At 71.7% G+C, this 24711-nt stretch carries 22 protein-coding genes; 11 read left to right on the top strand and 11 right to left on the bottom strand.

The genetic code is table 11. The features are described from left to right. Positions 1–168: 168 nt before the first annotated feature. The 4 genes from ACFHWY_RS03435 to ACFHWY_RS03420 all read left to right on the top strand — a co-directional run bounded on the left by ACFHWY_RS03435 (position 169) and on the right by ACFHWY_RS03420 (position 7490). Positions 169–3948: a multifunctional oxoglutarate decarboxylase/oxoglutarate dehydrogenase thiamine pyrophosphate-binding subunit/dihydrolipoyllysine-residue succinyltransferase subunit gene (locus ACFHWY_RS03435; protein ID WP_416578566.1), complete on the top strand. Its 3780-nt coding sequence runs from the start codon at positions 169–171 to the stop codon at positions 3946–3948. A 141-nt stretch (positions 3949–4089) separates the two neighbouring features. Continuing rightward, entirely contained in the window at positions 4090–4269 is a 180-nt protein-coding gene (locus tag ACFHWY_RS03430; protein WP_416578565.1) for a DUF6104 family protein, read from the top strand. A 36-nt stretch (positions 4270–4305) separates the two neighbouring features. Then, positions 4306–6378, top strand: coding sequence for a phosphate acetyltransferase (gene pta, locus ACFHWY_RS03425; RefSeq protein WP_416578564.1), 2073 nt, complete (start codon positions 4306–4308; stop codon positions 6376–6378). Then, complete coding sequence (locus tag ACFHWY_RS03420) at positions 6375–7490, top strand: acetate/propionate family kinase (RefSeq protein ID WP_416578563.1); 1116 nt, start codon at positions 6375–6377, stop codon at positions 7488–7490. Before pta ends, ACFHWY_RS03420 begins: the two co-directional genes overlap by 4 nt. 17 nt (positions 7491–7507) lie before the next feature. Here the strand turns inward: ACFHWY_RS03420 and ACFHWY_RS03415 are convergent, their stop codons facing one another. Then, a complete protein-coding gene (locus ACFHWY_RS03415; protein ID WP_416578562.1) occupies positions 7508–7672 on the bottom strand; it encodes a hypothetical protein in 165 nt (54 codons plus the stop codon). A gap of 101 nt (positions 7673–7773) precedes the next feature. On the opposite strand from ACFHWY_RS03415, the gene ACFHWY_RS03410 reads away from it, so the two are divergent. After that, positions 7774–8766, top strand: a complete 993-nt coding sequence (locus ACFHWY_RS03410; protein WP_416578561.1) for an alpha/beta hydrolase family protein — start codon at positions 7774–7776, stop codon at positions 8764–8766. 63 nt (positions 8767–8829) lie between these two features. Here ACFHWY_RS03410 and ACFHWY_RS03405 read toward each other — a convergent pair whose 3' ends face one another. The 3 genes from ACFHWY_RS03405 to ACFHWY_RS03395 form a co-directional block, all read right to left on the bottom strand. Then, positions 8830–9792 carry a zinc-binding dehydrogenase gene (locus tag ACFHWY_RS03405; protein WP_416578560.1) on the bottom strand — a complete coding sequence of 321 codons (963 nt, stop codon included), beginning with the start codon at positions 9790–9792 and terminating at the stop codon, positions 8830–8832. Positions 9793–9868: 76 nt separating this feature from the next. Then, positions 9869–11047: an NAD(P)-dependent malic enzyme gene (locus tag ACFHWY_RS03400; protein WP_416578559.1), complete on the bottom strand. Its 1179-nt coding sequence runs from the start codon at positions 11045–11047 to the stop codon at positions 9869–9871. A gap of 139 nt (positions 11048–11186) precedes the next feature. Continuing rightward, complete coding sequence (locus ACFHWY_RS03395; protein WP_416578558.1) at positions 11187–11579, bottom strand: S24/S26 family peptidase; 393 nt, start codon at positions 11577–11579, stop codon at positions 11187–11189. 25 nt (positions 11580–11604) lie between these two features. Here ACFHWY_RS03395 and sodN point away from each other — a divergent pair, with 25 nt between their 5' ends. Continuing rightward, the gene (sodN, locus tag ACFHWY_RS03390; RefSeq protein WP_416578557.1) at positions 11605–12009 is read left to right on the top strand and encodes a superoxide dismutase, Ni; all 405 of its coding nucleotides are present in this window, start codon (positions 11605–11607) and stop codon (positions 12007–12009) included. 179 nt (positions 12010–12188) lie between these two features. After that, positions 12189–12596 (top strand): anti-sigma regulatory factor, encoded by a 408-nt coding sequence (locus ACFHWY_RS03385; RefSeq protein WP_416578556.1) that lies wholly within the window; start codon positions 12189–12191, stop codon positions 12594–12596. Between the two features lie 20 nt (positions 12597–12616). On the opposite strand, the gene ACFHWY_RS03380 is transcribed toward ACFHWY_RS03385, so the two are convergent. After that, positions 12617–13006 carry a hypothetical protein gene (locus ACFHWY_RS03380; protein ID WP_416578555.1) on the bottom strand — a complete coding sequence of 130 codons (390 nt, stop codon included), beginning with the start codon at positions 13004–13006 and terminating at the stop codon, positions 12617–12619. 42 nt (positions 13007–13048) lie between these two features. Here ACFHWY_RS03380 and ACFHWY_RS03375 point away from each other — a divergent pair, with 42 nt between their 5' ends. Together ACFHWY_RS03375 and ACFHWY_RS03370 are read left to right on the top strand one after the other, a co-directional pair. After that, the gene (locus tag ACFHWY_RS03375) at positions 13049–13993 is read left to right on the top strand and encodes a diacylglycerol/lipid kinase family protein (protein WP_416578554.1); all 945 of its coding nucleotides are present in this window, start codon (positions 13049–13051) and stop codon (positions 13991–13993) included. 445 nt (positions 13994–14438) lie between these two features. Next, positions 14439–14696: a WhiB family transcriptional regulator gene (locus tag ACFHWY_RS03370; RefSeq protein WP_007072794.1), complete on the top strand. Its 258-nt coding sequence runs from the start codon at positions 14439–14441 to the stop codon at positions 14694–14696. A gap of 122 nt (positions 14697–14818) precedes the next feature. On the opposite strand, the gene ACFHWY_RS03365 is transcribed toward ACFHWY_RS03370, so the two are convergent. The 4 genes from ACFHWY_RS03365 to ACFHWY_RS03350 are packed head-to-tail and all read right to left on the bottom strand — an operon-like array spanning position 14819 to position 18223. Next, the gene (locus ACFHWY_RS03365; protein WP_416578553.1) at positions 14819–15613 is read right to left on the bottom strand and encodes a sirohydrochlorin chelatase; all 795 of its coding nucleotides are present in this window, start codon (positions 15611–15613) and stop codon (positions 14819–14821) included. Then, positions 15595–16356, bottom strand: a complete 762-nt coding sequence (locus ACFHWY_RS03360) for a phosphoadenylyl-sulfate reductase (protein WP_416578552.1) — start codon at positions 16354–16356, stop codon at positions 15595–15597. Before ACFHWY_RS03360 ends, ACFHWY_RS03365 begins: the two co-directional genes overlap by 19 nt. Next, a complete protein-coding gene (locus ACFHWY_RS03355) occupies positions 16353–16514 on the bottom strand; it encodes a hypothetical protein (RefSeq protein ID WP_416578551.1) in 162 nt (53 codons plus the stop codon). Before ACFHWY_RS03355 ends, ACFHWY_RS03360 begins: the two co-directional genes overlap by 4 nt. Next, entirely contained in the window at positions 16511–18223 is a 1713-nt protein-coding gene (locus ACFHWY_RS03350) for a nitrite/sulfite reductase (protein ID WP_416578550.1), read from the bottom strand. Before ACFHWY_RS03350 ends, ACFHWY_RS03355 begins: the two co-directional genes overlap by 4 nt. Before the next feature lie 402 nt (positions 18224–18625). Here ACFHWY_RS03350 and ACFHWY_RS03345 point away from each other — a divergent pair, with 402 nt between their 5' ends. Beyond that, on the top strand, positions 18626–20137 hold the full coding sequence (locus tag ACFHWY_RS03345; protein ID WP_416578679.1) for a glycosyltransferase family 39 protein: 1512 nt from the start codon (positions 18626–18628) through the stop codon (positions 20135–20137). Between the two features lie 17 nt (positions 20138–20154). On the opposite strand, the gene ACFHWY_RS03340 is transcribed toward ACFHWY_RS03345, so the two are convergent. Both ACFHWY_RS03340 and ACFHWY_RS03335 read right to left on the bottom strand, forming a co-directional pair. Further along, a complete protein-coding gene (locus ACFHWY_RS03340; RefSeq protein ID WP_416578549.1) occupies positions 20155–21741 on the bottom strand; it encodes a histidine kinase N-terminal domain-containing protein in 1587 nt (528 codons plus the stop codon). 24 nt (positions 21742–21765) lie between these two features. Continuing rightward, a complete protein-coding gene (locus tag ACFHWY_RS03335) occupies positions 21766–22797 on the bottom strand; it encodes an SIS domain-containing protein (RefSeq protein WP_416578678.1) in 1032 nt (343 codons plus the stop codon). A gap of 193 nt (positions 22798–22990) precedes the next feature. On the opposite strand from ACFHWY_RS03335, the gene ACFHWY_RS03330 reads away from it, so the two are divergent. Beyond that, positions 22991–24655: a tetratricopeptide repeat protein gene (locus ACFHWY_RS03330; RefSeq protein WP_416578548.1), complete on the top strand. Its 1665-nt coding sequence runs from the start codon at positions 22991–22993 to the stop codon at positions 24653–24655. The last annotated feature ends 56 nt before the right edge of the window (positions 24656–24711 follow it).

The raw sequence follows: 24711 nt of genomic DNA, 5'->3' as shown, positions 1-24711 counted from the left end.
TACCGAACTTCCGGCATCTATTGTGAATCGGACCACGCGACGGAGGCGGAAATGCCCTGCGGCCCGGTACGGCGTAGCCTGGGAACCCACCTGTGCGCGTCCGTCCCGACGCCACCGGCCCCCCACCGCGTGATCCACAGACCCGCGTGAAAGAGGCGATTACCGGCCGTGTCGACCCAGCAGACTTCGCAGGAGAACCCACTGGCGGGCTTCGGCCCGAACGAGTGGATCGTCGAGGAGATGTACCAGCGCTACCTCGCCGACCCCACCAGCGTCGACCCGGCCTGGCACGACTTCTTCGCCGACTACCGGCCCGGCCCGGGCAGCGTCCGCGCGGCAGACGGTGACGGCGCCGGCCAGCCAGCCGCCGCCTCGGCCGAGCCGAAGGAGGCAGCACCGGCCAGGACCCAACCGGCTGCCAAGAGCACGCCGGCCACCAAGGCCGAACCGGACGTTAAGGCAGCACCGGACGTTAAGGCAGCACCGGCCAGGACCGAGAGCCGACCCACTCCCGCCCCGGCGAAGGCCAGGCCGGCGGCGGCCAAGGCCGAACCGGCGAAGAGCCGGCCGGCACAGACCGCCCCGACCGCGACCGGGCCGCAGACCACGCCGTTGCGTGGAGTAGCCGCCAAGATCGTGCAGAACATGGACGCCTCCCTGGCGGTGCCGACCGCGACCAGCGTCCGCGCCGTGCCGGCCAAGCTCCTGGTCGACAACCGCATTGTGATCAACAACCACCTCGCGCGGGGCCGTGGTGGCAAGGTCAGCTTCACCCACCTGGTGGGGTACGCCCTGGTGCGGGCCCTGGTCGCTCACCCGGAGATGAACAACTCCTTCGCCGAGGTCGACGGCAAACCGGCGATGGTCCGTCCGGAGCACGTCAACCTGGGCATCGCCATCGACCTGACCAAGCCCGACGGAAGCCGCAACCTGGTGGTCCCCTCCATCAAGGGCTGCGAGAAAATGGACTTCCGGCAGTTCTGGCAGGCATACGAGGACGTCGTCCGACGTGCCCGCCGCAACGAGCTGACCATGGAGGACTACTCCGGCACCACCATCTCGCTGACCAACCCCGGCGGCATCGGCACGGTGCACTCCATGCCACGACTGATGCAGGCGCAGAGCGCCATCATCGGGGTCGGCGCCATGGAGTATCCGGCGCCGTACCAGGGCATGAGCGAGGCCACCCTGGCCGAGCTGGCAGTCAGCAAGGTCATCACGCTGACCAGCACCTACGACCACCGGATCATCCAGGGCGCCCAGTCCGGCGAGTTCCTCAAGGCGATGCACGAGCTGATGCTCGGCGAGCACGGCTTCTACGACCAGATCTTCACCTCGCTACGCATCCCCTACGAGCCTGTGCGCTGGATGCGCGATGTCGCGGTCGACAGCGAAGGCCAGATCAACAAGACCGCACGGGTACACGAGCTGATCCACTCGTACCGGGTTCGCGGTCACCTGATGGCCGACACCGACCCGCTGGAGTTCAAGATCCGAAAGCACCCGGATCTGGACGTCCTCCAGCACGGGCTGACCCTCTGGGACCTGGACCGCACCTTCCCCGTCAACGGCTTCGCCGGCCGGCAGCGGATGCGGCTGCGGGAAATTCTCGGTGTGCTACGCGACTCGTACTGCCGGCGGCTCGGCATCGAGTACATGCACATCCAGGACCCGGCGGAGCGCCGGTGGATCCAGGAGCGGGTCGAGCGCAAGTACGAGAAGCCGCCGGCCGACGAGCAGAAGCACGTGCTGAACCGGCTCAACGCCGCCGAGGCGTTCGAAACCTTCCTGCAGACCAAGTACGTCGGCCAGAAGCGGTTCTCGCTGGAGGGCGGCGAATCGCTGATCCCGCTGCTCGGCGAGGTGCTGGAGGCATCCGCCGAGGGCGGGCTGGACGAGGTCGTCATCGGCATGGCCCACCGGGGCCGGCTCAATGTGCTGGCCAACATCGTCGGCAAGCCGTACGAGAAGATTTTTTCGGAGTTCGAGGGGCACCTGGACCCACGCTCCACCCAGGGCTCGGGCGACGTGAAGTACCACCTCGGCCAGAACGGTAAGTTCACCGCCCCGGGCGGCGACCACTCGGTCAAGGTCTCGGTGGTGGCGAACCCTTCCCACCTGGAGGCAGTAGACCCGGTGCTGGAGGGCATCGTGCGGGCGAAGCAGGACCGCATCGACCTCAAGCTGGAGGGCTACACCGTGCTGCCGCTGGCGGTGCACGGTGACGCGGCCTTCGCCGGGCAGGGCGTGGTGGCCGAGACGCTCAACCTCTCCCAGCTGCGCGGCTACCGCACCGGCGGGACGGTGCACGTGGTGGTCAACAACCAGGTGGGCTTCACCACCGCCCCGGAATACAGCCGCTCCAGCCTCTACAGCACGGACGTGGCCCGGATGATCCAGGCACCGATCTTCCACGTCAACGGCGACGACCCGGAGGCCGTGGTCCGGGTCGCCCGGCTGGCCTTCGAGTACCGGCAGGCATTCAACAAGGACGTCGTGATCGACCTGGTCTGCTACCGGCGGCGGGGCCACAACGAGGGGGACGACCCCTCGATGTCCAACCCCCAGATGTACCGGATCATCGACTCGAAGCGTTCGGTCCGCAAGCTCTACACCGAGGAGCTGATCGGGCGGGGCGACATTACCGTGGAGGACGCCGAGGAGCTGCTGCGCGACTACCAGTCGCAGCTGGAGCGGGTCTTCAAGGCCACCCGCGACGCGGCCAGCGCGCCGCGCCAGGTGCGCCGTCCACCGCGGCAGGACGAGCCGGAGCCGCAGGTGCAGACGGCCACCGAGGCGGCGGTCGTCAGGGCCATCGGCGAGGCGCACGTCAACCTGCCCGACGGCTTCACTCCGCACAAGCGGATCCAGCAACTACTCGACCGGCGGGCCCGGATGGCCGTCGAGGGCAACATCGACTGGGGCTTCGGCGAGATCATCGCCCTCGGCGCGCTGCTGCACGACGGGGTGACCGTCCGGCTCGCCGGGCAGGACTCCCGCCGTGGCACCTTCGTGCAGCGGCACGCCTCCGTGGTCGACGCCCGGACCGGTGACGACTACCTGCCGTTGAAGTCGCTGACCGGCGACGGCGAGCGCTCCCGCTTCTTCGTGCACGACTCGCTGCTGTCCGAGTACGCCGCGATGGGCTTCGAGTACGGCTACTCCGTGGAGAACCTCGACGCGCTGGTCTGCTGGGAGGCGCAGTTCGGCGACTTCGTCAACGGATCCCAGTCGGTGATCGACGAGTTCATCTCCTCCGGCGAGGTGAAGTGGGGTCAGCGCTCCGCGGTCACCCTGCTGCTGCCGCACGGTCACGAGGGTCAGGGTCCGGACCACACCTCAGGTCGCCCGGAGCGGTTCCTCCAGCTCTGCGCCGAGGACAACATGCGGGTGGCCATCCCGACCACGCCGGCCAACTACTTCCACCTGCTGCGGCGCCAGGCCCTCTCGCCGAAGCGCAAGCCGCTGGTGGTGTTCACCCCGAAGTCCCTGCTACGGCACAAGCTCTGCGTCTCCTCCGTGGCCGACTTCACCACCGGCACCTTCGCCACCGTGCTGGCCGACCAGGCCGCCCCGGCCCACGAGCAGGTCAAGCGGGTACTGCTCTGCTCCGGCAAGGTCTACTACGACCTGTTCCAGGCCCGGCAGGAGCGCGGCGTCACCGACACCGTGGTCCTCCGGCTGGAGCAGCTCTATCCGCTGCCGGTAGAAGAGATCCGGGCCGCGCTCGCCCAGTTCCCGAACGCGGAGGACTTCGCCTGGGTGCAGGAGGAGCCGGCCAACCAGGGCTCGTGGTCGTTCGTCGCGCTCAACCTGCTGGAACACCTCGACGGGGTGCGGCTTCGCCGCATCTCCCGGCCTGCCGCCGCCGCCCCGGCCGTCGGCTCGGCCAAGATGCACGAGGTCGAGCAGGCCGCCCTGATCGAGGCCGCACTCCCCCGGCCCTGACCCTCCCAACCTCGTCGATCTAGGGGTCGTCGTCGCTTGTCGATCTCTATCGACGACCATAACCCCTAGATCGACGCGGGGCGGGGCGGGGCGACGGCGGAGCGGGACGGGACGGGTTGCGGTGGATGAGAGGACAGTTCTGTGTACTTCACGGATCGTGGGATCGAGGAGTTGGTTGAGCGGCGGGGCGGCGAGGAGGTCACCCTGGAGTGGCTCGGCGAGCGGCTGCGCGACTTCGTCGACCTGAACCCCGAGTTCGAGACCCCGATCGAACGGTTCGCCACCTGGCTCGCCCGCCTCGACGACCCCGACGACGAGTAGATCCACGTCGACCACCAGACCGAGTAGGTTGACGGCATGGCCCGCAGCGTCTACCTCACCAGCGTGGGATCCGGGGGCGGCAAGTCGACGATCGCACTCGGCCTCGCCGAACTGCTCTCCCGACAGGTCGAGCGGATCGGCGTGTTCCGCCCGTTGGTGCCGTCGACCGGCCCCGATCACATCATCGCGCTGCTCAGCGAGCGTTACCGCGTGGACATCAACCCGGTCGACCTCGGTGGAGCCACCTACGCCGAGGCCACCGCCCTGGTCTCGAACGGCCGGCGGGAAGAACTGATCTCCCGGGTGGTCCAGCGCTACCGCGCGATCGAACAGCAGTGCGCGGCCGTCGTGGTGGTCGGCAGCGACTTCGCCTACTCCGGCGACGGCGCCACCCCACGTGAGCTGGCCTTCAACGCCCGGCTGGCGACCGAGTTCGGCAGCGTGGTGGTGCCGGTCATCGACGGGTACGGCCAGTCGCCGGAGGCGATCGCGGCGGCGGCCCGCGGGGCGTACTTCGATCTCGTGGACCTCGGCGCGACGGTGCTCGCGGTGATCGCCAACCGGGTACCCGAGCCGATGGCCATGCCCGAGCTGCCGGTGCCGGCGTACGCGATCCCGGAGGTGCCGAGCGTGTCGGCGCCGACGGTGGCCGAGGTGGCCGCCGCGCTCGGCGCGACGCTGCTCGTCGGCGACGAGGCGGCCCTCGGCCGCGACGTGCTCGACTACGTGGTCGGCGCGGCGCACGTGCCGACGCTGCTGGAGCACCTGACCGACGGCTGCCTGGTGATCACCCCCGGCGACCGGGACGACCTGCTGGTGGCGGCGAGCGCCGCGCATGTCGCCGGCCAGGTCTCGGTGGCCGGGCTGGTCCTCACCCTCGACGAGCAGCCGGATCCTCGGGCGCTGCGGCTCTTCGAGGGGCTGAACACCGGCCTCGCGGTGCTCAGCGTCGCCAGCGACAGCTACGACACGGTCGCCGCCTCCAGCCGGATCGAGGGGCGGCCCAGCGCGGCCAACGCCCGCAAGGTGGAGGCTGCCCTCGGCGCCTTCGAGACCAACGTGGACACCGACGACCTGGCCCGCCGGCTCGCGGTCAGCCGCTCGCAGCGGGTCACCCCGCTGATGTTCGAGTACGACCTGATCGACCGGGCCCGCGCCCGACGTCGCCACCTGGTCCTTCCAGAGGGCACCGAGGAACGGATCCTGCGCGCCACGGAAATCCTGCTCCGTCGGGGAGTGGCCGACCTGACCCTGCTCGGCAACCCCGACGACGTGGCGCGGCGTACCCGGGAGCTGAGCGTCGACATCGCCGGAGCGGCCGTGGCCGACCCGGCGACCAGCCCGCTGCGCGAGGAGTTCGCCCAGGCGTACGCGAAGCTGCGCGCCCACCGGGGGGTCGCCGTCGAGCTGGCGCACGACATCGTGGCGCAGCCGAACTACTTCGGCACGATGATGGTGTGGGCGGGCCACGCCGACGGCATGGTCTCCGGCGCCACCCACACCACCGCGGCGACCATCCGGCCCGCATTCGAGATCATCAAGAACCTGCCGGAGGTCTCCGTCGCCTCCAGCGTCTTCTTCATGCTGCTCGCCGACCGGGTGCTGGTGTACGGCGACTGTGCCGTCAACCGCGACCCGGACGCCGCCCAGCTCGCCGACATCGCGATCTCCTCGGCGGACACCGCGGCCCGGTTCGGCATCGAACCCCGGGTGGCGATGCTGTCCTATTCGACCGGCAGCTCCGGCGCCGGAGAGGACGTGGAGAAGGTCGCGGCGGCCACCGCGCTGGTCCGTCAGCGGCGGCCGGAGCTGGCCGTGGAGGGACCGATCCAGTACGACGCTGCCATCGACCCGGCCGTGGCGGCGATGAAGCTCCCCGGCAGTGCGGTCGCCGGCCGGGCCACGGTCTTCATCTTCCCGGACCTGAACACGGGCAACAACACGTACAAGGCGGTGCAGCGCTCGGCCGGGGCGGTCGCCGTCGGGCCGGTCATGCAGGGCCTGCGCCGGCCGGTCAACGATCTCTCTCGGGGGGCTACTGTGCCGGACATCGTGAACACCGTGGCGATCACCGCCATCCAGGCCGCCGCGCTCGCCGAGGCGTCATGAGCAGCGTGCTCGTGCTCAACTGCGGATCGTCGTCGGTGAAGTACCGGCTGTACGACGACGATCACGTCCTCGACAGGGGCGTCGTCGAACGGGTCGGTGAACCGGGCGGCGGTCCGGCCGACCACGCCAGTGCGGTCCGGCAGATCCTGGCCGGGCTGGACCTGACTGGCCTTGTCGCCGCGGGCCACCGGGTGGTGCACGGCGGGCGACGGTTCACCGCACCGACCCTGGTGGACGACGCGGTGCTGGCCGCCATCACCGACCTGGTGCCGCTGGCGCCGCTGCACAATCCGGCGAACCTGGCCGGCATCGCGATGGCCCGCGAGGCGCTGCCGGGGGTGCCGCAGGTGGCTGTCTTCGACACGGCGTTCCACCACACGCTGCCGGACTCCGCCGCCACGTACGCCATCGACCGGGACGTCGCGCAGCGGTACGGCATCCGGCGGTACGGGTTCCACGGCACCTCGCACGCGTACGTCTCCCGTCGCACAGCGGAGCTGGTGGGTCGCCCGTACTCCGAGGTCAACACGATCACCCTGCACCTGGGCAACGGGGCGAGCGCCTGCGCGGTCGCCGGTGGGCGCAGCATCGCCACCTCGATGGGGATGTCCCCGCTGGAGGGCCTGGTGATGGGTACCCGCAGCGGTGACCTCGACCCGACCGTCGTGTTCCACCTGCGCCGCGAGGGCGGGCTGGGCGTCGACGAGATCGACGACCTGCTCAATCACCGCAGTGGGCTGCTGGGGTTGACCGGCGTCAACGACATGCGTGAGGTGCTCGCCCGGCGGGCGGCCGGGGACGAGTCGGCGGTGCTCGCCTTCGACACATACTGCCGTCGGCTCACCGGCTACGTGGGGGCGTACTACGCCCTGCTCGGCCGGGTGGACGCGGTCACCTTCACCGCCGGTGTCGGTGAGCACTCCGAGCCGGTACGCGCGGCGGCCCTGGCCGGACTGGGTCGGCTCGGCATCACCGTCGACCCGGAGCGCAACGCGGGCAGCGGCGACCGCTTCATCTCACCGGACGGCGCGGAGGTCGCGGTCTGCGTCGTCAGCACCGACGAGGAACGGGAGATTGCCCGGGCCGCCCGGGCGGTGGTGTCCGGCGGCTGACCGCCCGGGCGGGCGGCTCAGCCGAGGGCAAGCCAGGTGGCGAGCGCGATCAGCACCACCGCGACCACGGCCGCCCCGACGATCATTTTGGTACGCGACGCCGCCTGCGCCGGAGCGTCCGGGTTCACGAAGGCGCGGAACGCCTCGGTGTTGCCGCTCGGGTCCGTGTAGTTCTCAGCCATGTCGGGAACCTTAGCGAAACCGGTCCACCCAGGCCGCCCCACGGCCCGCCGGGCGCCGGCAGCCGCCCGGTCGGGTTCGTGGACGAGGCACAATCGGAGCCATGTCCCGTCGCGCCGCCTCAGTCCTGATCGCCGCCACGCTGTTCGCCGGCACGCTGGTGGGTTGTTCCACCGACCGCGAGCCTGCCGGGTGGGCCGATCCGCCCGCCCCGCAGCTCACCGCCTCCACACCACCGGCGGCGAGTCCGTCCCCGGCGATTGCCGCCGGCAGCGCACCGGAAGGCGCCTTCGCGGTCGGCGTACGGCAGCTGAAGCTGAACCGCGACGACAACCGGCCACTGCCGGTGACCATCTGGTATCCGGCGTCGGGTCGAACCGGTGGCGAGCCGGTGGACTCGGCGGAGGGCGCTGACGGAGAGTTCCCGGTCGTCATGTTCAGTCACGGCCTGGGCGGTCGGCCGACCGACTACGCCGCCCTGCTGACGCGCTGGGCGTCGGCCGGTTTCGTGGTGGCCGCGCCGAGGTTCCCGAACACCTCCGGGCGTGGCGACGACAACAACGTGCTCGACGTGCTCAACCAGCCAGCCGACGTGTCGTACGCCCTGACCCGGGTGCTCGCCCTCGACGGGCGCGACGGCGATCCGTTGCGTGGCCGGCTGGCCGCCGACCGGGTCGCCGCCGCCGGCCACTCGGCGGGCGCAGTCACCACCATCGGGCTGTTCACCGCCGGCCGGGACGAACGGCTGGCCGCCGGGATCGTCTTCGCCGGCACCGCCCTCGGGGTGGGTACCGCCTTCGCCGGTGCCTCCGCCCCGCAACTGTTCGTGCACGGCGAGGCCGACGAGGTGGTGCAGTACTCCGCCGGCAAGGCCGTGTACGACAAGGTGCCCTGGCCCAAGGCGATGCTGAGCCTGCCCGACGGCGACCACGGTCGGGCCCTGCTACGCGACGACGAGGGCACCTCGCTGCGGGTGGTCGCCGACACCACCATCGAGTTCCTGCGTTGGACGCTCTACGGCGATGCGGCAGCCAAGGAACGCATCCCCACCGTCAGCGCCCGCGGCGGTATCGCCACCCTCGACAACCATCTCTAACCGAAGGAAGGGCCCCTGCTCAACGCCTCAGACGGGGCAGGGGTCCCCGCCCAACACCGCGGCTCACGCCGTGTGGTCGACGACGACCTTGCCGAAGACGTCTCCGGAGTGCAGGCGGGCGAACGCGTCAGCGACCCGGCTGAACGGCACCACGCTGTCCACCTCTGGGCGCACCCCCCGCTCGGCGCAGAAGGCCAGCAGCTCAGTCAGCTCGCCCGGGGTACCCATCGAGGTGCCCAGGATCTCCAGTTGCATGGCGAAGACCCGACGCAGGTTGACCTTCGGTTCGTGCCCGGCCGTCGCACCGGAGACCACGATCCGCGCCCCTGGGGCGGCCGACTTCAGCGAGTGGTCGAAGGTGGCCGCGCCGACCGTCTCGATCACCACGTCGACCCGCTCGGGTAGCCGTGCGCCGGGCTCCACGGCGGTCGCCCCCAGCCCGGCGATCCGGGTCCGCTTGGCGGCATCGCGGCTGGTCGCGTACACCCGCCTGCCCATCGCGACGGCGAGTGCGACCGCCGCGGTGGCCACGCCGCCCCCGGCGCCCTGGACCAGGACGGCCTCGGCCTCGTCGACGCGGCCCTTCGCGGTGAGCATCCGCCACGCGGTGAGCCAGGCAGTCGGCAGGCAGGCAGCGTCGGTCGCCGCCAGTCCCGCCGGCAGCGGCAGCAGATTCGACCGGGGTACGGCCACCCGCTCGGCCAGGGTGCCGGGACGGTGCTCGGAGAGAATGGACATCCCGCGCGGGTCATCGGGAGTGGGTACCACCGGGTAGACGACCACCTCGTTGCCGTCCGGGTCGACCCCGGCCGCATCGCAGCCGAGGATCATCGGCAGCTGCTCGGCGCGAAGCCCGACGCCGCGCAACGACCACAGGTCGTGGTGATTGAGCGAGCTGGCCGTGACGCGCACCGTCACCCAGTCGTCGTCGGGCAGGCTCGGCTCGGGCTGCTCGCCGACGGTGAGCGCGGCGAGCGGGTCGGCGGCGTCGAAACGGGAGGCGAAGGCGGCACGCATGATCCGCACCGTAACAAGCCGAGCCACTGTTAAGAAGGGCCCCTTCCGCTACCGGAGACGTTAGGAGGGGGCCCTTCCTTACACGTCAGGCAAGGGCGACGCCGTCGTGGCGGGCGGCCTCGGCGACCGCTTCGGCGACGGCGGGCGCGACCCGGGGGTCGAGCGGCGAAGGCACGATGGCCTCCGGGGTCAGCGCGTCGGCCGCCACGGAGGCGATGGCGTCGGCCGCCGCGACCTTCATGGCGTCGGTGATCCGGCTGGCCCGAGCCTGCATCGCGCCCCGGAAGACGCCCGGGAAGGCCAGCACGTTGTTGATCTGGTTCGGATAGTCGCTGCGGCCGGTGGCGACTACCGCGACGTGCCGCGCGGCCACCTCCGGAGGCACCTCCGGGGTGGGGTTGGCCAGAGCGAACACGATCCCGCCCGGCGCCATCCCGGCCACCGCCTGCTCGGGGATCTGCCCGCCGGAGACGCCGATCAGCACGTCGGCGTCGCGCAGCGCCTCGGTGACGTCGCCCTGCCGGCCGTCGGCGTTGGTCAGCTCGGCGAGTTCAGCCTTGGTGCCGGTGAGGCCGGTGCGCTGCCGGGAGATGATGCCTCGGGAGTCGCAGACCACCACCCGCTGCGGGTCCACCCCGCCGGCCACCAGCATCCTGGTCACCGCCACTCCGGCGGCACCGGCGCCGCTGACGGCCACCCGCAGGTCACCGAGCTTGCGGTTGAGCAGTGCCGCGGCGTTCCGCAGCGCGGCCAGCACGACGATCGCAGTGCCGTGCTGGTCGTCGTGGAAGACCGGGATGTCCAGCGCCTCGTCGAGCCGGCGCTCCACCTCGAAGCAGCGCGGCGCGCTGATGTCCTCGAGGTTGATGCCGCCGAACGACGGCGCGAGCGCCTTGACCGTCGCGACGATTTCGTCGACGTCCTGTGTGTCCAGGCAGACCGGTACCGCGTCGATCCCGCCGAACTGCTTGAACAGCACGGCCTTGCCCTCCATCACCGGCAGCGCGGCTCTCGGCCCGATGTTGCCGAGGCCGAGTACCGCCGAGCCGTCGGTGACGACCGCGACGGCGTGCGAGACCCAGGTGTAGTCGTGGGCGAGGTTCGGATCGGCGGCGATCGCCTCGCAGACCCGGGCCACACCCGGGGTGTACGCGAGGGACAGGTCGTCCCGACTGGTCAACGGGACCGTCGAGACGATGGCCATCTTGCCGCCCCGGTGCAGTTGGAAGACGGGATCAGCGGGGTCCATGGTGGACGAAGACATGGTGACTCCAGGAAGGTCGAGCAGCTGGACCAGCCGGTCGGGCGCACGGTGAGGCGAGCGAGCGGCGGCGCGCGGTGCGGGGGGTCACCCGGGCACTTCCGAGCATAGTCACGCCCACGGGGGCGGCATGTGAGCAGGGTCATAACCGATCTGACGCCACCCGGCCGGGCCGGGGCCAGTATCTGGCCACCACTCGGCCCAGCACGTCGGCGACGCCGTAGGCCCGGGAGTCGTCGGTGACCAGGGTGTTGTCCCCATACAGCCACCATCCGCCGCCGGCCGGGCGAACCGCGCGCTTGACCACCAGCAGGTCGGGACGGGTACGGAAGACCGCGATCACCACGTCGCCGGGCCGGGTCGCCCGGCCACCGCGACGGACCAGCACCGCGTCGCCGTGGCGCAGCGTCGGCGCCATGGACGGGCCGGTCACCAGCACGGCCGACAGCGGCCACCGCAGCCGGGGCACGGGCACGGGTTTCACCTCCAGCGGCCTCGGGGACCACTCTCCAGGAGTAATGTCGTCATGGATCATCGCAAACTTCCCATGGAGGATCCCGATGCGACTTCCACGCATCCTTGCGCCCCGCGTGACCGCGAGCGCCCACTGTGACCTGCCCTGTGGGGTCTACGACCCGGCGCAAGCCCGGATCGAGGCCGAGTCGGTGAAAATGATCTGCGAGAAGTACCAGGCCAACACCGACCCCGAGTTCCGCACCCGGGCGATCCTGATCAAGGAGCAGCGCGCCGATCTGGTCAAGCACCACCTCTGGGTGCTGTGGACCGACTACTTCAAGCCCCCGCACTTCGAGAAGTACCCGAACCTGCACCAGCTGTTCAACGAGGCCACCAAGCTGGCCGGCGCGGCCGGCGCCAAGGGCGCCACCGACCCGACCAAGGCGGACGAGCTGCTGCAGAAGATCGACGAGATTTCAAAGATCTTCTGGGAGACCAAGCAGGCGTGACGTCGCCCGCGTACGGCAACTGCGTCGGCGGCCGACGAGTCCTCACCGGGACGCGCCGGCCGCCGACGCGCCCCCGGCTCTCCGGCCACGTCCGGATCGGGCCGTACGGCCCGGTCCGACCGCCGTGCTGACCGTCCGGCCACCGGAGCGGGTAGAGTCCCCGATCGGGGGGATGAGTGGTGACTCAACTGACCGGCCAACTGACGAACGACGATGATGTCGTGCACCTCACCGTGCCTGCGGAAGGCGGATATCTCAGCGTTCTCCGCACCGCCACGGCCGGCCTCGCGGCCCGACTTCAGTTCGCCCTCGACGAGATCGAGGATCTGCGCATCGCGGTGGACGAGGCCTGCGCCATGCTGCTCGCCATCGCCACGCCGGGCGCCGACCTCGACTGTCGCTTCTCGGTGACCGAGGATGCGCTGACCGTCGAGGTGACCGTGCCGACGGTGCCGGGCGCCGGGCTTCCGGCGGAGTCGTCGTTCGCGTGGAAGGTGCTCACCGCGCTGACTACGTCGGCGGCGGCGGGCGCGGCCGACGGCAGAGCCACTATCTCCCTGCTCACCCGGCGTGCCTCCGGCTGGTGAGGGCTCCCCCGCGGATCACCTCACTCGAAGCCCAGCGCCCGGGTGGTGGGCGGGCTCACCAGTAGCCAGGTGACGCCGATACCGAGCGCGATCAGCGGGACACCGAGCCAGCCGAGCCCGCCCTGGATCATGAACCAGCCGATCGGCAGCAGCATGAGTTGGAGCACGATGGCGGGGGCCCGCGCGCCTGCCCGGCGCCGCAACAGCGCGTTACCCAGCGCCCAGAGCGCCACCGCGACGCCGACCGCGAAGGCCGTGACCATCAGCGCCGACGTCAGATCGGTGGCCTCGGTGGTGAGGTTGGCGAAGACCAGCCAGGCGGCGACCAACCCGACGGCGACCGCCTGACCCCACAACAGCCGGACTGCCCAACGGAGGGTGACCGGCGTCAGGTCGGGGTCGGTCGTCACGCGGTCACGATACCCGTGAGGTCCCCGGGTACAGTGCCGCCCATGCGGGCCGTCCTGCTGGTCAATCCGAAGGCCACCACCACCAGCGAGCGTGCGCGGGACGTACTGGTCCGCGCGCTGCGTAGTGAGGTCGACCTTTCCGTGCGCTACACCCGCCAGCGTGGTCACGCCACCACGCTGGCCCGGGAGGCCGCTGAGGAGGGCGTCGACGCGGTGGTCACCCTTGGCGGCGACGGCACGGTCAACGAGGTGGTCAACGGGCTGATGACGGCGACCACCGTCGACGGCGAGGCATCGAGCGCCGAGCGGCTGCCAGCCCTGGCCACCGTGCCGGGTGGCTCGACCAATGTCTTCGCCCGGGCGCTCGGCCTACCTCGCGAGTGGCCGGAGGGCGCCAGCATGATCCTGGAGGGATTGCGGCTGGGCCGGCACCGGACGATCGGACTCGGCCGGGCCGACGACCGCTACTTCACCTTCTGCGCTGGCTTCGGGCTCGACGCGGCGGTGATCCACCGGGTCGAGGAGGCGCGTCGCCGCGGGCGGGTGCCCTCTCCCACGCTCTACTTCCGGGCCTTCTCGGCGCAGCTGCTCGTCGGGGCGGAGCGGCGGCACCCGGCGATCCAGGTGGAGCGGCCGGGCGAGACGACAGAGAGCGAACTCGCCACGGTCATCGTGCAGAACACCGCTCCGTGGACCTACATCGGAGACCGGGAGGTCCACCCCAACCCGGAGGCGTCGTTCGATCTCGGGTTGGACATACTGGCGCTACGCCAGCTGGGCGTTGCCAGCACGACACGCACAGTCACACAATTCTTCTCCGCCACGCCCGATCCGCGCGGTCGACAAGTTCTTCGGCTACACGACGTGGGCGAGTTCACGCTGGTCGCAAGCCGTCCGCAGGCATTTCAACTCGATGGCGACTATCTTGGCGAGCGGGAAAAAGTCAGATTCACCTCCGTTCCGGCCGCACTCAGAGTAATCTGTTAGGTCTCCGGTACCACCGGCGTGAGTTGGTCGGCGTGACCTCGACGGTCGACGACTGCGACACCTGGACGGATGCCGGAAATGCCAGCAATGCGCGGCGGACTGTACTATATTGATCCTCGACTGTGACAGGCCGGGTAGCCAGGGCGATCTGGAACCCGGACAAAAGGGTTGTGGGCTTGCTCACCGTCCGGAGTTTTTCCGAGCGTCACCCTTGACATCGCGTAAGTTCGTGAAAGTATTCACAAGCGAACTTGAGTTACCGGGACATTGCCTGGATATGCTCGGCAGGTTGAGCGGTTCCAGCAGGGCCCCCGGCACCAACAGCCTGCTCACGCACTGCCCAAATGGTGAACGCGAACCGTCACCGCCGGCATTGCGGATGCATATAGGAAAAGCACCAACAAGCAATATCTGCCACCCATCCAGAATGAGGAGTGTTGCCGCCATGGACTGGCGTCACCATGCTGTCTGCCGCGACGAGGACCCGGAACTGTTCTTCCCGATCGGGACGTCCGGTCCGGCTCTCCTGCAGGTCGAGCAGGCCAAAGCCGTCTGCCGGCGCTGCTCCGTGACCGACCAGTGCCTGCAGTGGGCGCTCGAGTCCGGTCAGGACGCTGGCGTCTGGGGCGGAATGAGCGAGGAGGAGCGGCGCGCTGTCAAGCGTCGCGGCGGCCTCCGGGTGCTGCGCGCTCACTCCGCCTGACCATCACACCCGCACCAAGCGAGAACGCCCCGGCCGGCGCAGCCCGCCCGGGGCGTTCTGCTGCCCGCCGACGAGTGGCCGCACAGCCCACCCCGGTCGCACGGTTCGCCGCCTCGGCGGACTCAGCCGCCCGCACCTGCCTGCGCATCCACCCGGCGCAGCACCAGGTCTACCAGTTCGGGTGCGTCCGTCAGCGGGGCCGCCACCGCCACCGCGCCCGCCTCGCCGGCCGCCACCACCACCGCGTCATGGAACAGCCCGGGTGCCAGAAAGTACGCCGCCACCGCCACCCGCCGCGCGCCACCCGCCCGCAGTCGCGCCACCGCGACGTCGACGGCCGGTGGTGCCGCTGAGGCGTACGAGACGCGCGTCCGGGTCCCCAGGGCCACGCCGAGCGCCTCGGCCACCCGGCCGACGGACCCCCGCGCCCCGACATCGCGGCTCCCGGCGGCGGCCAGCACCAGAGCGTCGAACCGGCCGGGATCCGCCTCCGCCAGCCGCCGCCGCAACCCGGCCAGCAGCGCCGGATCCGCCTCCGCGCCCACCGGGCCGAGCACGTCGGTGACCCGCACGCTGATCGGCGGACCGGCCTGGTGGGCCGCCGCCACCGCCGCCGGGATGTCCACCCGACGGTGATACGCGGCGGTCAGCAACAGCGGCACCAGAACCACCCGGGAGTGACCCGCCACGGCCAGCCCGCGCAACGCCGCCGTCGGGCCGGGCTCGGTATGGTCGAGCCAACTTGCCAGCACCGGCGTTCCGGGGCGGGCCGCGGCGACCGAACGGGCCAGCGCCCTGGTCGCCTCGGCCGCCCGCGGATCCCGGCTGCCGTGGGCGACCAGCAGCAGCGGATCGCAGGCGGTCCCGCGCCCGCCGGGTCGGACGAGGCCGGCACCGGTCAGACGTGCAGGCCGCACTCGGTCTTCTCGAACATGGCCCAGCGGCCGGCGCGCGCGTCCTCGCCCGCGCCCGTCCGCCGGGTGCACGGCCAGCAACCGATCGAGCCGTAACCGCGCCGGAACAGCTCGTTGACCGGCACGTTCCATCGGGATATGTACGCGTCGACGTCCGCCTGCGTCCAGGCCGCGATCGGGTTGACCTTCACCTTGCCGCGGCGCGGATCGAAGGCCACCACCGGAGTGTTGGCGCGGGTCGGCGACTCGTCACGACGCAGGCCGGCCGCCCAGGCGTCGTAACCGGTCAGCGCCCGTTCCAAGGGCTCCACCTTGCGCAGCCGGCAGCACTCGTCGGGCGACTTGTTGAACAGCCGGGGCCCGTACACGCCGTCCTGTTGGCCAACGGTGAGCCGGGGCCGGATGGAACGGACGTTGACCGGCAGCGTGCGGGCCACCTCGTCGCGGACCGCCAGCGTCTCCGGAAAGTGCAGGCCGGTGTCCAGGAACACCACGTCCACCCCGGGCGCCACCCGGGAGACCAGGTGGGCGAGCACCGCGTCGGCCATCGAGCTGGTGACGCAGAACCGGTCGCCGAACGTCTGAAAGGCCCACCGGGCGATCTCCGTCGCGGGTGCGCCCTCAAGCTCCCGGCCGGCCCGTTCGGCCAACTGGCGCAGCTCGTCACCACGTCCGCCCGGATCCGCGGAAGCCTGGGCATCGGTGCCGATCAGCCCCAACCCGGCCGCGGAGACCAGGGCGCTCAACTGGTCACCGCCCGGGAGAGCAGGCCGGTGAAGCGGACCGTGAACACCCGGGTGCAGGCGTGGCACTCCCAGGCGCCGTGCCCGGTCTCGCTCGGGCGCAGGTCCTCCTCCCCGCAGTACGGGCAGTACAGCGGGGCTGCTCGGGTTTCGCCGCTCATCGCAGTTCCTCCTCGTCGACCCTGATCACCCAGTTGGCGAACGTCTCACCCTCGGTTCGGCCGGCCAGGTAGCGCAGGGCCAGCCGCTCGACGTACCCGGGCAGTTCCTCGGCGGTCGTCTTCAGGCCACGCAGCTTGCGCCCGAAGCCGGACGTCCGGCCCTCCGCCATGCCCAGCCCACCGCCGAGGTGCACCTGGAATCCCTCCACCTGACGGCCGTCGGGGCCGGTAACCAGCTGGCCCTTGAGGCCGATGTCGGCGACCTGGGTGCGGGCGCAGGCGTTCGGGCAGCCGTTGATATGGATGGAGATGTCCGCGTCGAAATCGCGCAGTCGCCGCTCCAGCCGGGCCACCAGATCCTCGCCGAGCGCCTTGGTCTCGACGATCGCGAGCTTGCAGTACTCGATGCCGGTGCAGGCCATGGTGCCGCGCCGCCAGGCCGACGGAGAGGCATCAAGGCCGATCCCCCGAAGCCCGTCGACCAATGACCGGGTCCGCTCCGGCGGCACGTCGAGCACCAGCAGCTTCTGGTACGGGGTGAGTCGCACCCGACCGCTGCCATGCGACTCGACCACGTCCGCGAGCTGGGCCAGCTGGCTGCCGGACACCCGCCCGACCACCGGAGCGGCACCGACGTAGTTGCGGCCGTCCCGCTGGACGTGCACGCCGATGTGGTCGATCGGCTTGTCCGGCAGCTCCGGGGCGGGCCCGTCGAGCATCGTCCGGCCCAGGTACTCCTTCTCGAGCACCTCGCGGAACCTCACCACACCCCAGTCGGCGAGCAGGAACTTCAGCCGGGCCCGGTGCCGCAGCCGGCGGTAGCCGTAGTCGCGGAAAATGCCGACCACCCCCGCCCAGACGTCCGGCACCTCGGCCAGCGGCACCCAGACGCCGAGCCGCTGGGCCAGCATCGGGTTGGTGGACAGGCCGCCGCCGACCCACAGGTCGAACCCCGGGCCGTGGTCGGGATGATCGACGCCCAGGAAGGAGATGTCGTTCGCCTCGTACGGGGTGTCCACCAGCCACGAGATCGACGACTTGAACTTGCGGGGCAGGTTGGAGTACTGCTTGTCGCCGACGTACCGCCGGACGATCTCGTCGATCGCGGAGGTGGGGTCGACCAGCTCGGCCTCGGCCACCCCGGCCACCGGGCTGCCCAGCACGATGCGGGGGCAATCGCCGCACGCCTCGGTGGTCTGCAGGCCGACGGACTCCAGCCGCCGCCAGATCTCCGGCATGTCCTCGACCCGGATCCAGTGGTACTGGATGTTCTGCCGGTCGGTGATGTCGGCGGTGTCCCGGGCGAACTCCCGGGAGATCTCGGCGATCGTCCGCAGCTGCGCCAGATCGAGCTGGCCGCCGTCGACGCGCACCCGCAGCATGAAGTACTCGTCTTCCAGCTCGTGCGGCTCCAGCACGGCGGTACGCCCACCGTCGATACCCGCCTTGCGCTGGGTGTAGAGGCCCCACCAGCGGAACCGGCCACGCAGGTCCTGCGGGTCGATGGAGGCGAAGCCGCGGTGGGCGTAAATGTTCTCGATCCGGTCACGCACGTTGAGCGGGTCGTCGTCCTTCTTGATCCGCTCGTTGGGGTTGAGTGGCTCCCGGTGCCCGAGCGCCCACTGACCCTCGCCACGAGGGCGTCGGGGCGTCCGCGCCGGGCGCCCCGGAGCATCCCCGGAGCGGGCCGGAATCTCACTGACTGCCATCGCGGCGTCCTCCGTTGTCTGCTGTGCCTCGGTTGGCTACGCGGACGCGACGACCGGATTCCGGAAGGGCCGTGGACGGCGATGTCTTGACCGGCCGGCGCGCTGCGTGCCCGGGCAGAAATGGTCTCGGGCGTCGTCAGGGAGCCGGACAGATGGCGCTGCGTACGCGGCCGTAATCGACGTGGCGGCGAGCCACGAAGCGGCGGACCACAGCGGCAGTCATGAGCGTCATGTTGCCACACCCGGCACGGAGCGGCCAATAAGCACGTGCGGGATCCCACATCACGGGCGGTCGCTGCGGCCACCCGGAGCGCGACCGTGTGGCAGGCTCACCGCATGGGGGATCTGTCCGGTAGGTCGATCCCGACCGCCGGAACGGGCGTCCGGCTGGACGGGACGCGGATGCGCTCGCTGCCGGTGTGGCTGGTACCGGCGGGCGTGGCTCTGGTGGTGACGCTGGCCGGCCTGGACGCCGCTCAACCGTGGCGCGACGAGTTGGCGACCTGGAGCGCCGCCACCCGGGGCGCAGCGGGCCTGCTCCGGCTGGCCGGCACCATCGACGCCGCAGCCGGCCCGTACTACCTGCTCATGCACGCCTGGGTGACGGTGGCCGGCGACTCGGTGGCCACGCTGCGCCTGCCGTCCGCGCTGGCGATGGCCGCGGCTGCCGGCCTGACCGCCGTGCTCGGGGCACGACTGTGGGACACCCGGGTCGGTACCCTCGCCGGGCTGCTGTTCGCCGTGCTCCCCGGCACCTCCCGGTACGCCCAGGAGGCCCGGCCCTACGCCCTGGCCACCGCGCTCGCCGTGCTGAGCACCCTGTTGCTGGTCAACGCGCTGCGCCGCCCCGGCTGGCGCCGCTGGACCGGCTACGCCGCCGCGACCACCGCCCTCGGACTGACCCATCTGGTCGCCCTCACCCTGCTCGCCGCCCACGCGGCCGTCGTACTCACCCCCGCGGTCCGGCGCGCCGTCACAGCCGGCCGGAGGGACACCGGTGACGCCCGGCCCGGCGGCCCGGCAGCCGGCGACCCGAGACCGGCCGGCGACGAGGAGCAGGGGCGGCTGCCGCGCGACCGGTCGGTCCGGTTCTGGTTGGCCGCTCTGTTGCCGGTGGCGGCGGCGGTAGCCCCCCTGGCCCTGCTGGCCCGGGGCCAGCGGGCCCGACAGCTCGACTGGGTGGACACCACCCGGCCAGCAGACCTGGCGGCGCTGGCCGGCGGGGTGGCGCAGAGCGGGGTGGTCGGCGGCGCGCTGGTCGGGCTCGCCGCGCTCGGTGCCGTCCGGGCCGGCCGCCGCGGGTTGCTACCGACGGGCACCGTGCTGCTGCCGGTACTCCTGCTCTTCCTCGCCGGCCTGGTCGTGCCCCTGTGGGTACCCCGCTATCTGGTCTTCGTGGTGCCCTTCGGCTGCCTGCTGGCCGGCGTCGCGCTGGCCACGGCCCGGCTACCGGCCGCGCTGGTCGTGGTGGGCCTGACCGGACTGCTCGGCCTCCCCGACCAGGTGGCGCTGCGCCACACCCACGAGTGGCCGCGCAACGCGGCGGTTGACTACCGGGGCGCGGCCCGGACCGTCGCGGACGGCCGGCGCCCCGGCGACGTGATCGTCTACTCGCCCCGGAACAGCTGGCTCTTCCTCGACCTTGGTCTCGGCTACCACCTCGGCGGCCGGCTCCCCCAGGACGCGCTGCTGGCGAAGGGGCAGCGGCAACGCGGCGACCTGTGGGCCACCGAGTGCGACCGGCAGGCGGAGTGCCTGGCCGAGGCCGACCGGGTCTGGCTGGTGCTGGCCGGTCGGCGTACCGACCCGCTGGCAGCTGTGCCCGGAACCAAGGGAGAGGCGCTGCGGGCGCATTTCACCGTCACCCAGGTCTGGCCGCATCCCGGCCTCACCGTGGCCCTGCTCACCCGCTGACCCGGGCGGGGACAGGGTCAGGCGGCGGAGCGGCCGTCGGGGGTGGCGGTGCGGGCCAGCGGAACGGCCAGAAACGCCTCGGTGCCGCCGTCAGCACCGGGACGCAGCTCAAGGCTGCCGCGCAGTTCGCCGGTGACCAGCGCCCGGACGATCTGCAGCCCCAACTTGCCGTCGCCGGCGGCGTCGAAACCGGCCGGCAGCCCCCGCCCGTTGTCGGCGACGGTCACGTGCAGCATCTTGCGGAACCGATGGGCCGACACCACCACCTCGGGCGCGGCCAACCCGAGATCATCGGCAGGCACCGGGGCGGCGGCGGGCGCGGTGCCGGACGCCAGGTCTTCGGCAGCCGGCGGGAAGCCGTGTTCGACGGCGTTGAGCAGCAGCTCGTTGAGGACCATCACCAGTGAGGTGGCGATCTCCGCCGGCAGTACGCCGAAGGTGCCCCTGCGTCGCATCCCGACGGTCACCTCGGTCGCCGCCACCTCGGTCGCCGCGCTGGCCACCCGGTCGACGATGCCGTCGAACTCCACCACCTCGTCACTGGACATGGAGAGCGTCTCGTGCACCAGGGCGATCGACGCCACCCGGCGCACGGACTCCTCCAGGGCCACCCGCGCCTCCGGCATCGCGACCCGGCGAGCCTGTAGCCGCAGTAGTGCCGCGACGGTCTGCAGATTGTTCTTCACCCGGTGGTGGATTTCCCGGATCGTGGCGTCCTTGGTGATCAGGGCACGGTCGCGGCGCCGAACCTCGGTGATGTCGCGGACCAACACCAGCGCGCCGATCGGCACTCCGGCGGGCATCAGCGGCAGGGCCCGGGTGAGCATGGTCGCACCGCGCGCGTCGATCTCCCGGCGAGGCGGCGCCTCGCCGCGCAACGCGGCGAGGATGCCGTTGGCGGCGTCGGTGCCCTCCAGGGGGTCGCCGGCCAGCCGGCGGTGCAGCACCGCGAGATCCTCGCCCACCAGGAGGGAGGCGTGGCCCAACCGGCGGTACGCCGACTGCGCGTTCGGGCTGGCGTAGGTGACCTTCCCACCGGCGTCCAGCCGGACGAGTCCGTCGCCGACCCGCGGAGCCGAGGTCGTCTCGCCCGGGTGCCGGGGCGGCGGGAAGGTGCCGTCGGCAGTCATCTGCGCCAGGTCGTCGGCCGTGGTCAGGTAGTTCAGCTCCAGCTGGCTGGGGGTACGGGCGGTGGAGAGGTTGGTGTCCCGGCCCACCACGGCGATCACCTCGCCGGACTCACCGTCGGTGGCACGCAGCCGCACCGGGATCGCCTCGTGCCGGGCGGGCACGTCGCCGTACCAGACCGGGTCGCCCTCCCGCCAGATCCGCCCCTGCCGGTAGGCGACCTCCAGGTGGGCCACCTCCGGCCCGCCTACAATTCGCCCCACCTGGTCGTCCTGGTACGCGGTGGGCGCGGTGGTCGGGCGGACCTGGGCCACGCAGAGAAAACTGCCCTCGTCGTCGACCGGCACCCAGAGCAGCAGATCCGCGAAGGAGAGGTCGGACAGCAACTGCCAGTCACCGGCGATCCGGTGCAGGTGGTCGACGTCGGCCCGGGACAGGTGGGTGTGCTCCTCGGCGAGATCGCGCAGCGTTGACACGCCGACCAGGGTGCCACGTCGGTGTCACATCGTCGCGGTGACCTTCTTCAACCCTCGCGGCGCGTCCGGGTTCTCACCCCGGGCCAGCGCCAGCGCCAGCGCCAGCCGCTGCAACGGCAGGATGTCCAGCAGCGGAGCGTACCGCTCGTCGACCTCGGGTACGGCGATTCGGGTGGCGCCGTCGACCTCGGCGGAGCCGACCACGACCACGTCGGCGCGGCGCTCGCCGAGCCGGGGCAGCACCTCGCCCATCGCCCGGCCACCCGGGCCCGAGCCGACCACCGCCAGCACCGGCACGTCCGGGTCGGTCATGGCGAGTGGGCCGTGCAGCAGGTCGGCGCCGGAGAAGGCCAGCGCCGGCAGGTACGAGGTCTCCATCAGCTTGAGCGCCGCCTCCCGCGCGGTCGGGTACGCGTACCCCCGGCCGGTCGTGACCAGTTGGGCGGCGAACCGGTAACGCGGCGCGAGCTGAGCGGCGGTGGGGTCGGCCAGGGCTCGGGCGGCCAGCTCGGGCAGGCCGGCGAGGGCCTGGCGCACCTCGGCGGGCAACGCGCCGTCGCCGGCCCGGACCCCTTCCACCAGCATCAGCAGGGCGAGCAGTTCGGCGGTGTACGTCTTGGTGGCGGCCACGGCCCGTTCGTGCCCGGCGGCGATGTCCACGGCGAGGTCGGCGGTGGCGGCCAGCGGGGAGTCCGGCGCGTTGGTGACCGCCAGGGTGAGCGCACCCGAGTCCCGGGCGGCCCGGAGCACCTCGGTCAGGTCGGGCGAGCCACCGCTCTGGCTGACGCCGACGACCAGGGCGTCGGAGAGGTCCGGACGGGCGCCGAAGAGAGTGACGGCGCTCGGCGAGGCGAGGCCGGCTGGCAGGCCGAGGCGGATCTCGGTGAGGTAGGCGGCGTAGAGCGCGGCATGGTCGGAGGTGCCCCGCGCGGTGAAGACGACGTGCCGGGGGCGGCGTTCGGCGATCGATGCGGCCACCCGCGCGATCGATGCGGCATGCTCGGCGGAGAGCAACCGCTCGTATCCGGCCGGTTGCTCGTCGATGTCGGCGGCCATGCCGCTACCTGGGCGCGTCACGAAACCCCTCCCCTGCGCGATTGGCGCGCGTTCCATGATCAGTCTTGCACTTTTCATATGACCTGAGCAATTAAACAAGCAGAAATGCGCAGTGGATCACCAAAACTGGGTGCCGTCACCTACGCTGACCCGACCTCACCGCGCAACCGGTACCGACGAGTGGAAGGACGACGTGGCCGAGGGGACGGACGACCGGGCGTTGCCGGCGACGGAGGAACTGGCCCTGGCCCGGCGGGCCCTGGACTCCGGCGAGCTGGCGCACGCCGCTGAGCATGTCGCGGCCGCGCTGGCCCGCGCCCCGACCCTGCCCGAGGTGCACGAGGCCCTCGCCCACCTGGCCGCAGCCAGCGGCGACGGCGGAGTCGGCCTGTTCCCGTTGCAGCACCACACGTTCGTAGGCGCCGTCGTCGCCCGCGCGCACCTGCTCGCCGCAGCGGGCCGGCCGGGCGAAGGTCTCGATTTGCTGGTCGCGGCCACCGCGCACGTACCCCGGGCGGACTGGGCGGGGGTGCCCTGGGTGACCTCGCCGGAGCTGGCCGAGCGACTCGGACCCGACGCGGCGGCGCGGGTGTTGATGCAGGTCTGCGCCGCCGCCCCCGATCCGGTGCCGCCCTCGGACCGGGCGGCGCTGGCGGCGTACCTCACGTTCGCCCGCAACGCCGTCACCGTCCATCCGGAGCACGGCCTGCTGCTGGGCACCGCGTCCGCGCTGGCCCGGCGCGTCGGCGAGGTGCCGCTCGCGGTCCGCTGGGCCAGCCGAAGCGTCCGCGCGACGCCGTCGAAGATGGGCGAGGTCTGGCTCGGATACGCCCTACGCAGCGCCGGCCGCACCCGCGAGGCGCTCGCCGCGCTGCGCCGGGCCGTCGACCACGACCCGGACGACCTGGCGGTGTACGCCGACATCGCCGGCACGCTGGCCGACCACGGCCGGCTGGCGGAGGCGCTGACCTGGATCGAACGCGCGCTGGCCCGCAACCCGTCCTTCGACTGCGCCGTGCACACCGCGCACCGGCTCAGGTTCCAACGCGACGGTGAGGTACGTCACCTGGTCGGCCTGGCCGACTTCATCCGCGACCATCCGGACGACTCCCACGAACACAGCGACCTGGCCGAGTGCTGCCGAGGTCGACCATGGCTCGGCCAGCTCACCCCGGTCCCGCCCGCCGCCGGATCGCCCGACGACACCGAGCCGGAGCCGGTTCGCCCGACGCCACCCCCACCCTCGGCGGAGGCGGCGCGCCGGCTGCGCGAACTCGCTCACCCGGCCTGGCCGCACCCGCCGGCGGCATACGACGCCGCGGTCGGCCTGGCCACCCTCGACCTGCCCGATCTGCTCGGTCTGCTGGTCCACCCACCTGACACCCCGCAGAGCGCGCTGGGCCAGGTGCTCGCCGGCCAGGATCCGGCGCTGTGGGTGCGTTGTGTGCAGGTCTGGGTCTGCCTCGGCCTGCTGCACCACCGCACCGACGAGCACTGGTCCGGTTCGACCCGTCGACGGGTGCTGGTGGAGTTGGCCCTGGACCCGGCCGGGGAGGCCGGCGAGGCGGCCCTGTTCGCCCTGGTGACCGCCGCCTGGGTCGACCCGTCCGTCCGGTCGGACGTGGCCCAGGTGGTCGCCGAGCGGCTCGCGGCGGTGGCCGGGACGGCTCGGGAACGGCCGGTGCCGGCCGCCACTTCGCTGGCCCATCTGGCGTTGGCCACCCCCGAGCTGGACCGGGACACCGTCACCCTGGCCCAGGAACTGGCCGGCCTACGTGGCAGGCGGCGCCGCCACCGGCTGCGCCGGTTGCTGGGCCGCCTGCTCCGGCCCCGCCTACCCGGTCCACCACCACCCTGACCACGACAGCCCGACACGGCTGGCGATGCCAGGGCGGGCCCCTCCTATGCACCAGA

The sequence above is a fragment of the Micromonospora sp. LOL_024 genome (assembly GCF_048060415.1).
GTDB lineage: Bacteria > Actinomycetota > Actinomycetes > Mycobacteriales > Micromonosporaceae > Micromonospora.
The sequence above is the reverse complement of the archived record's forward strand: the minus strand, read 5'-3'. Positions and strand labels throughout refer to the sequence as shown.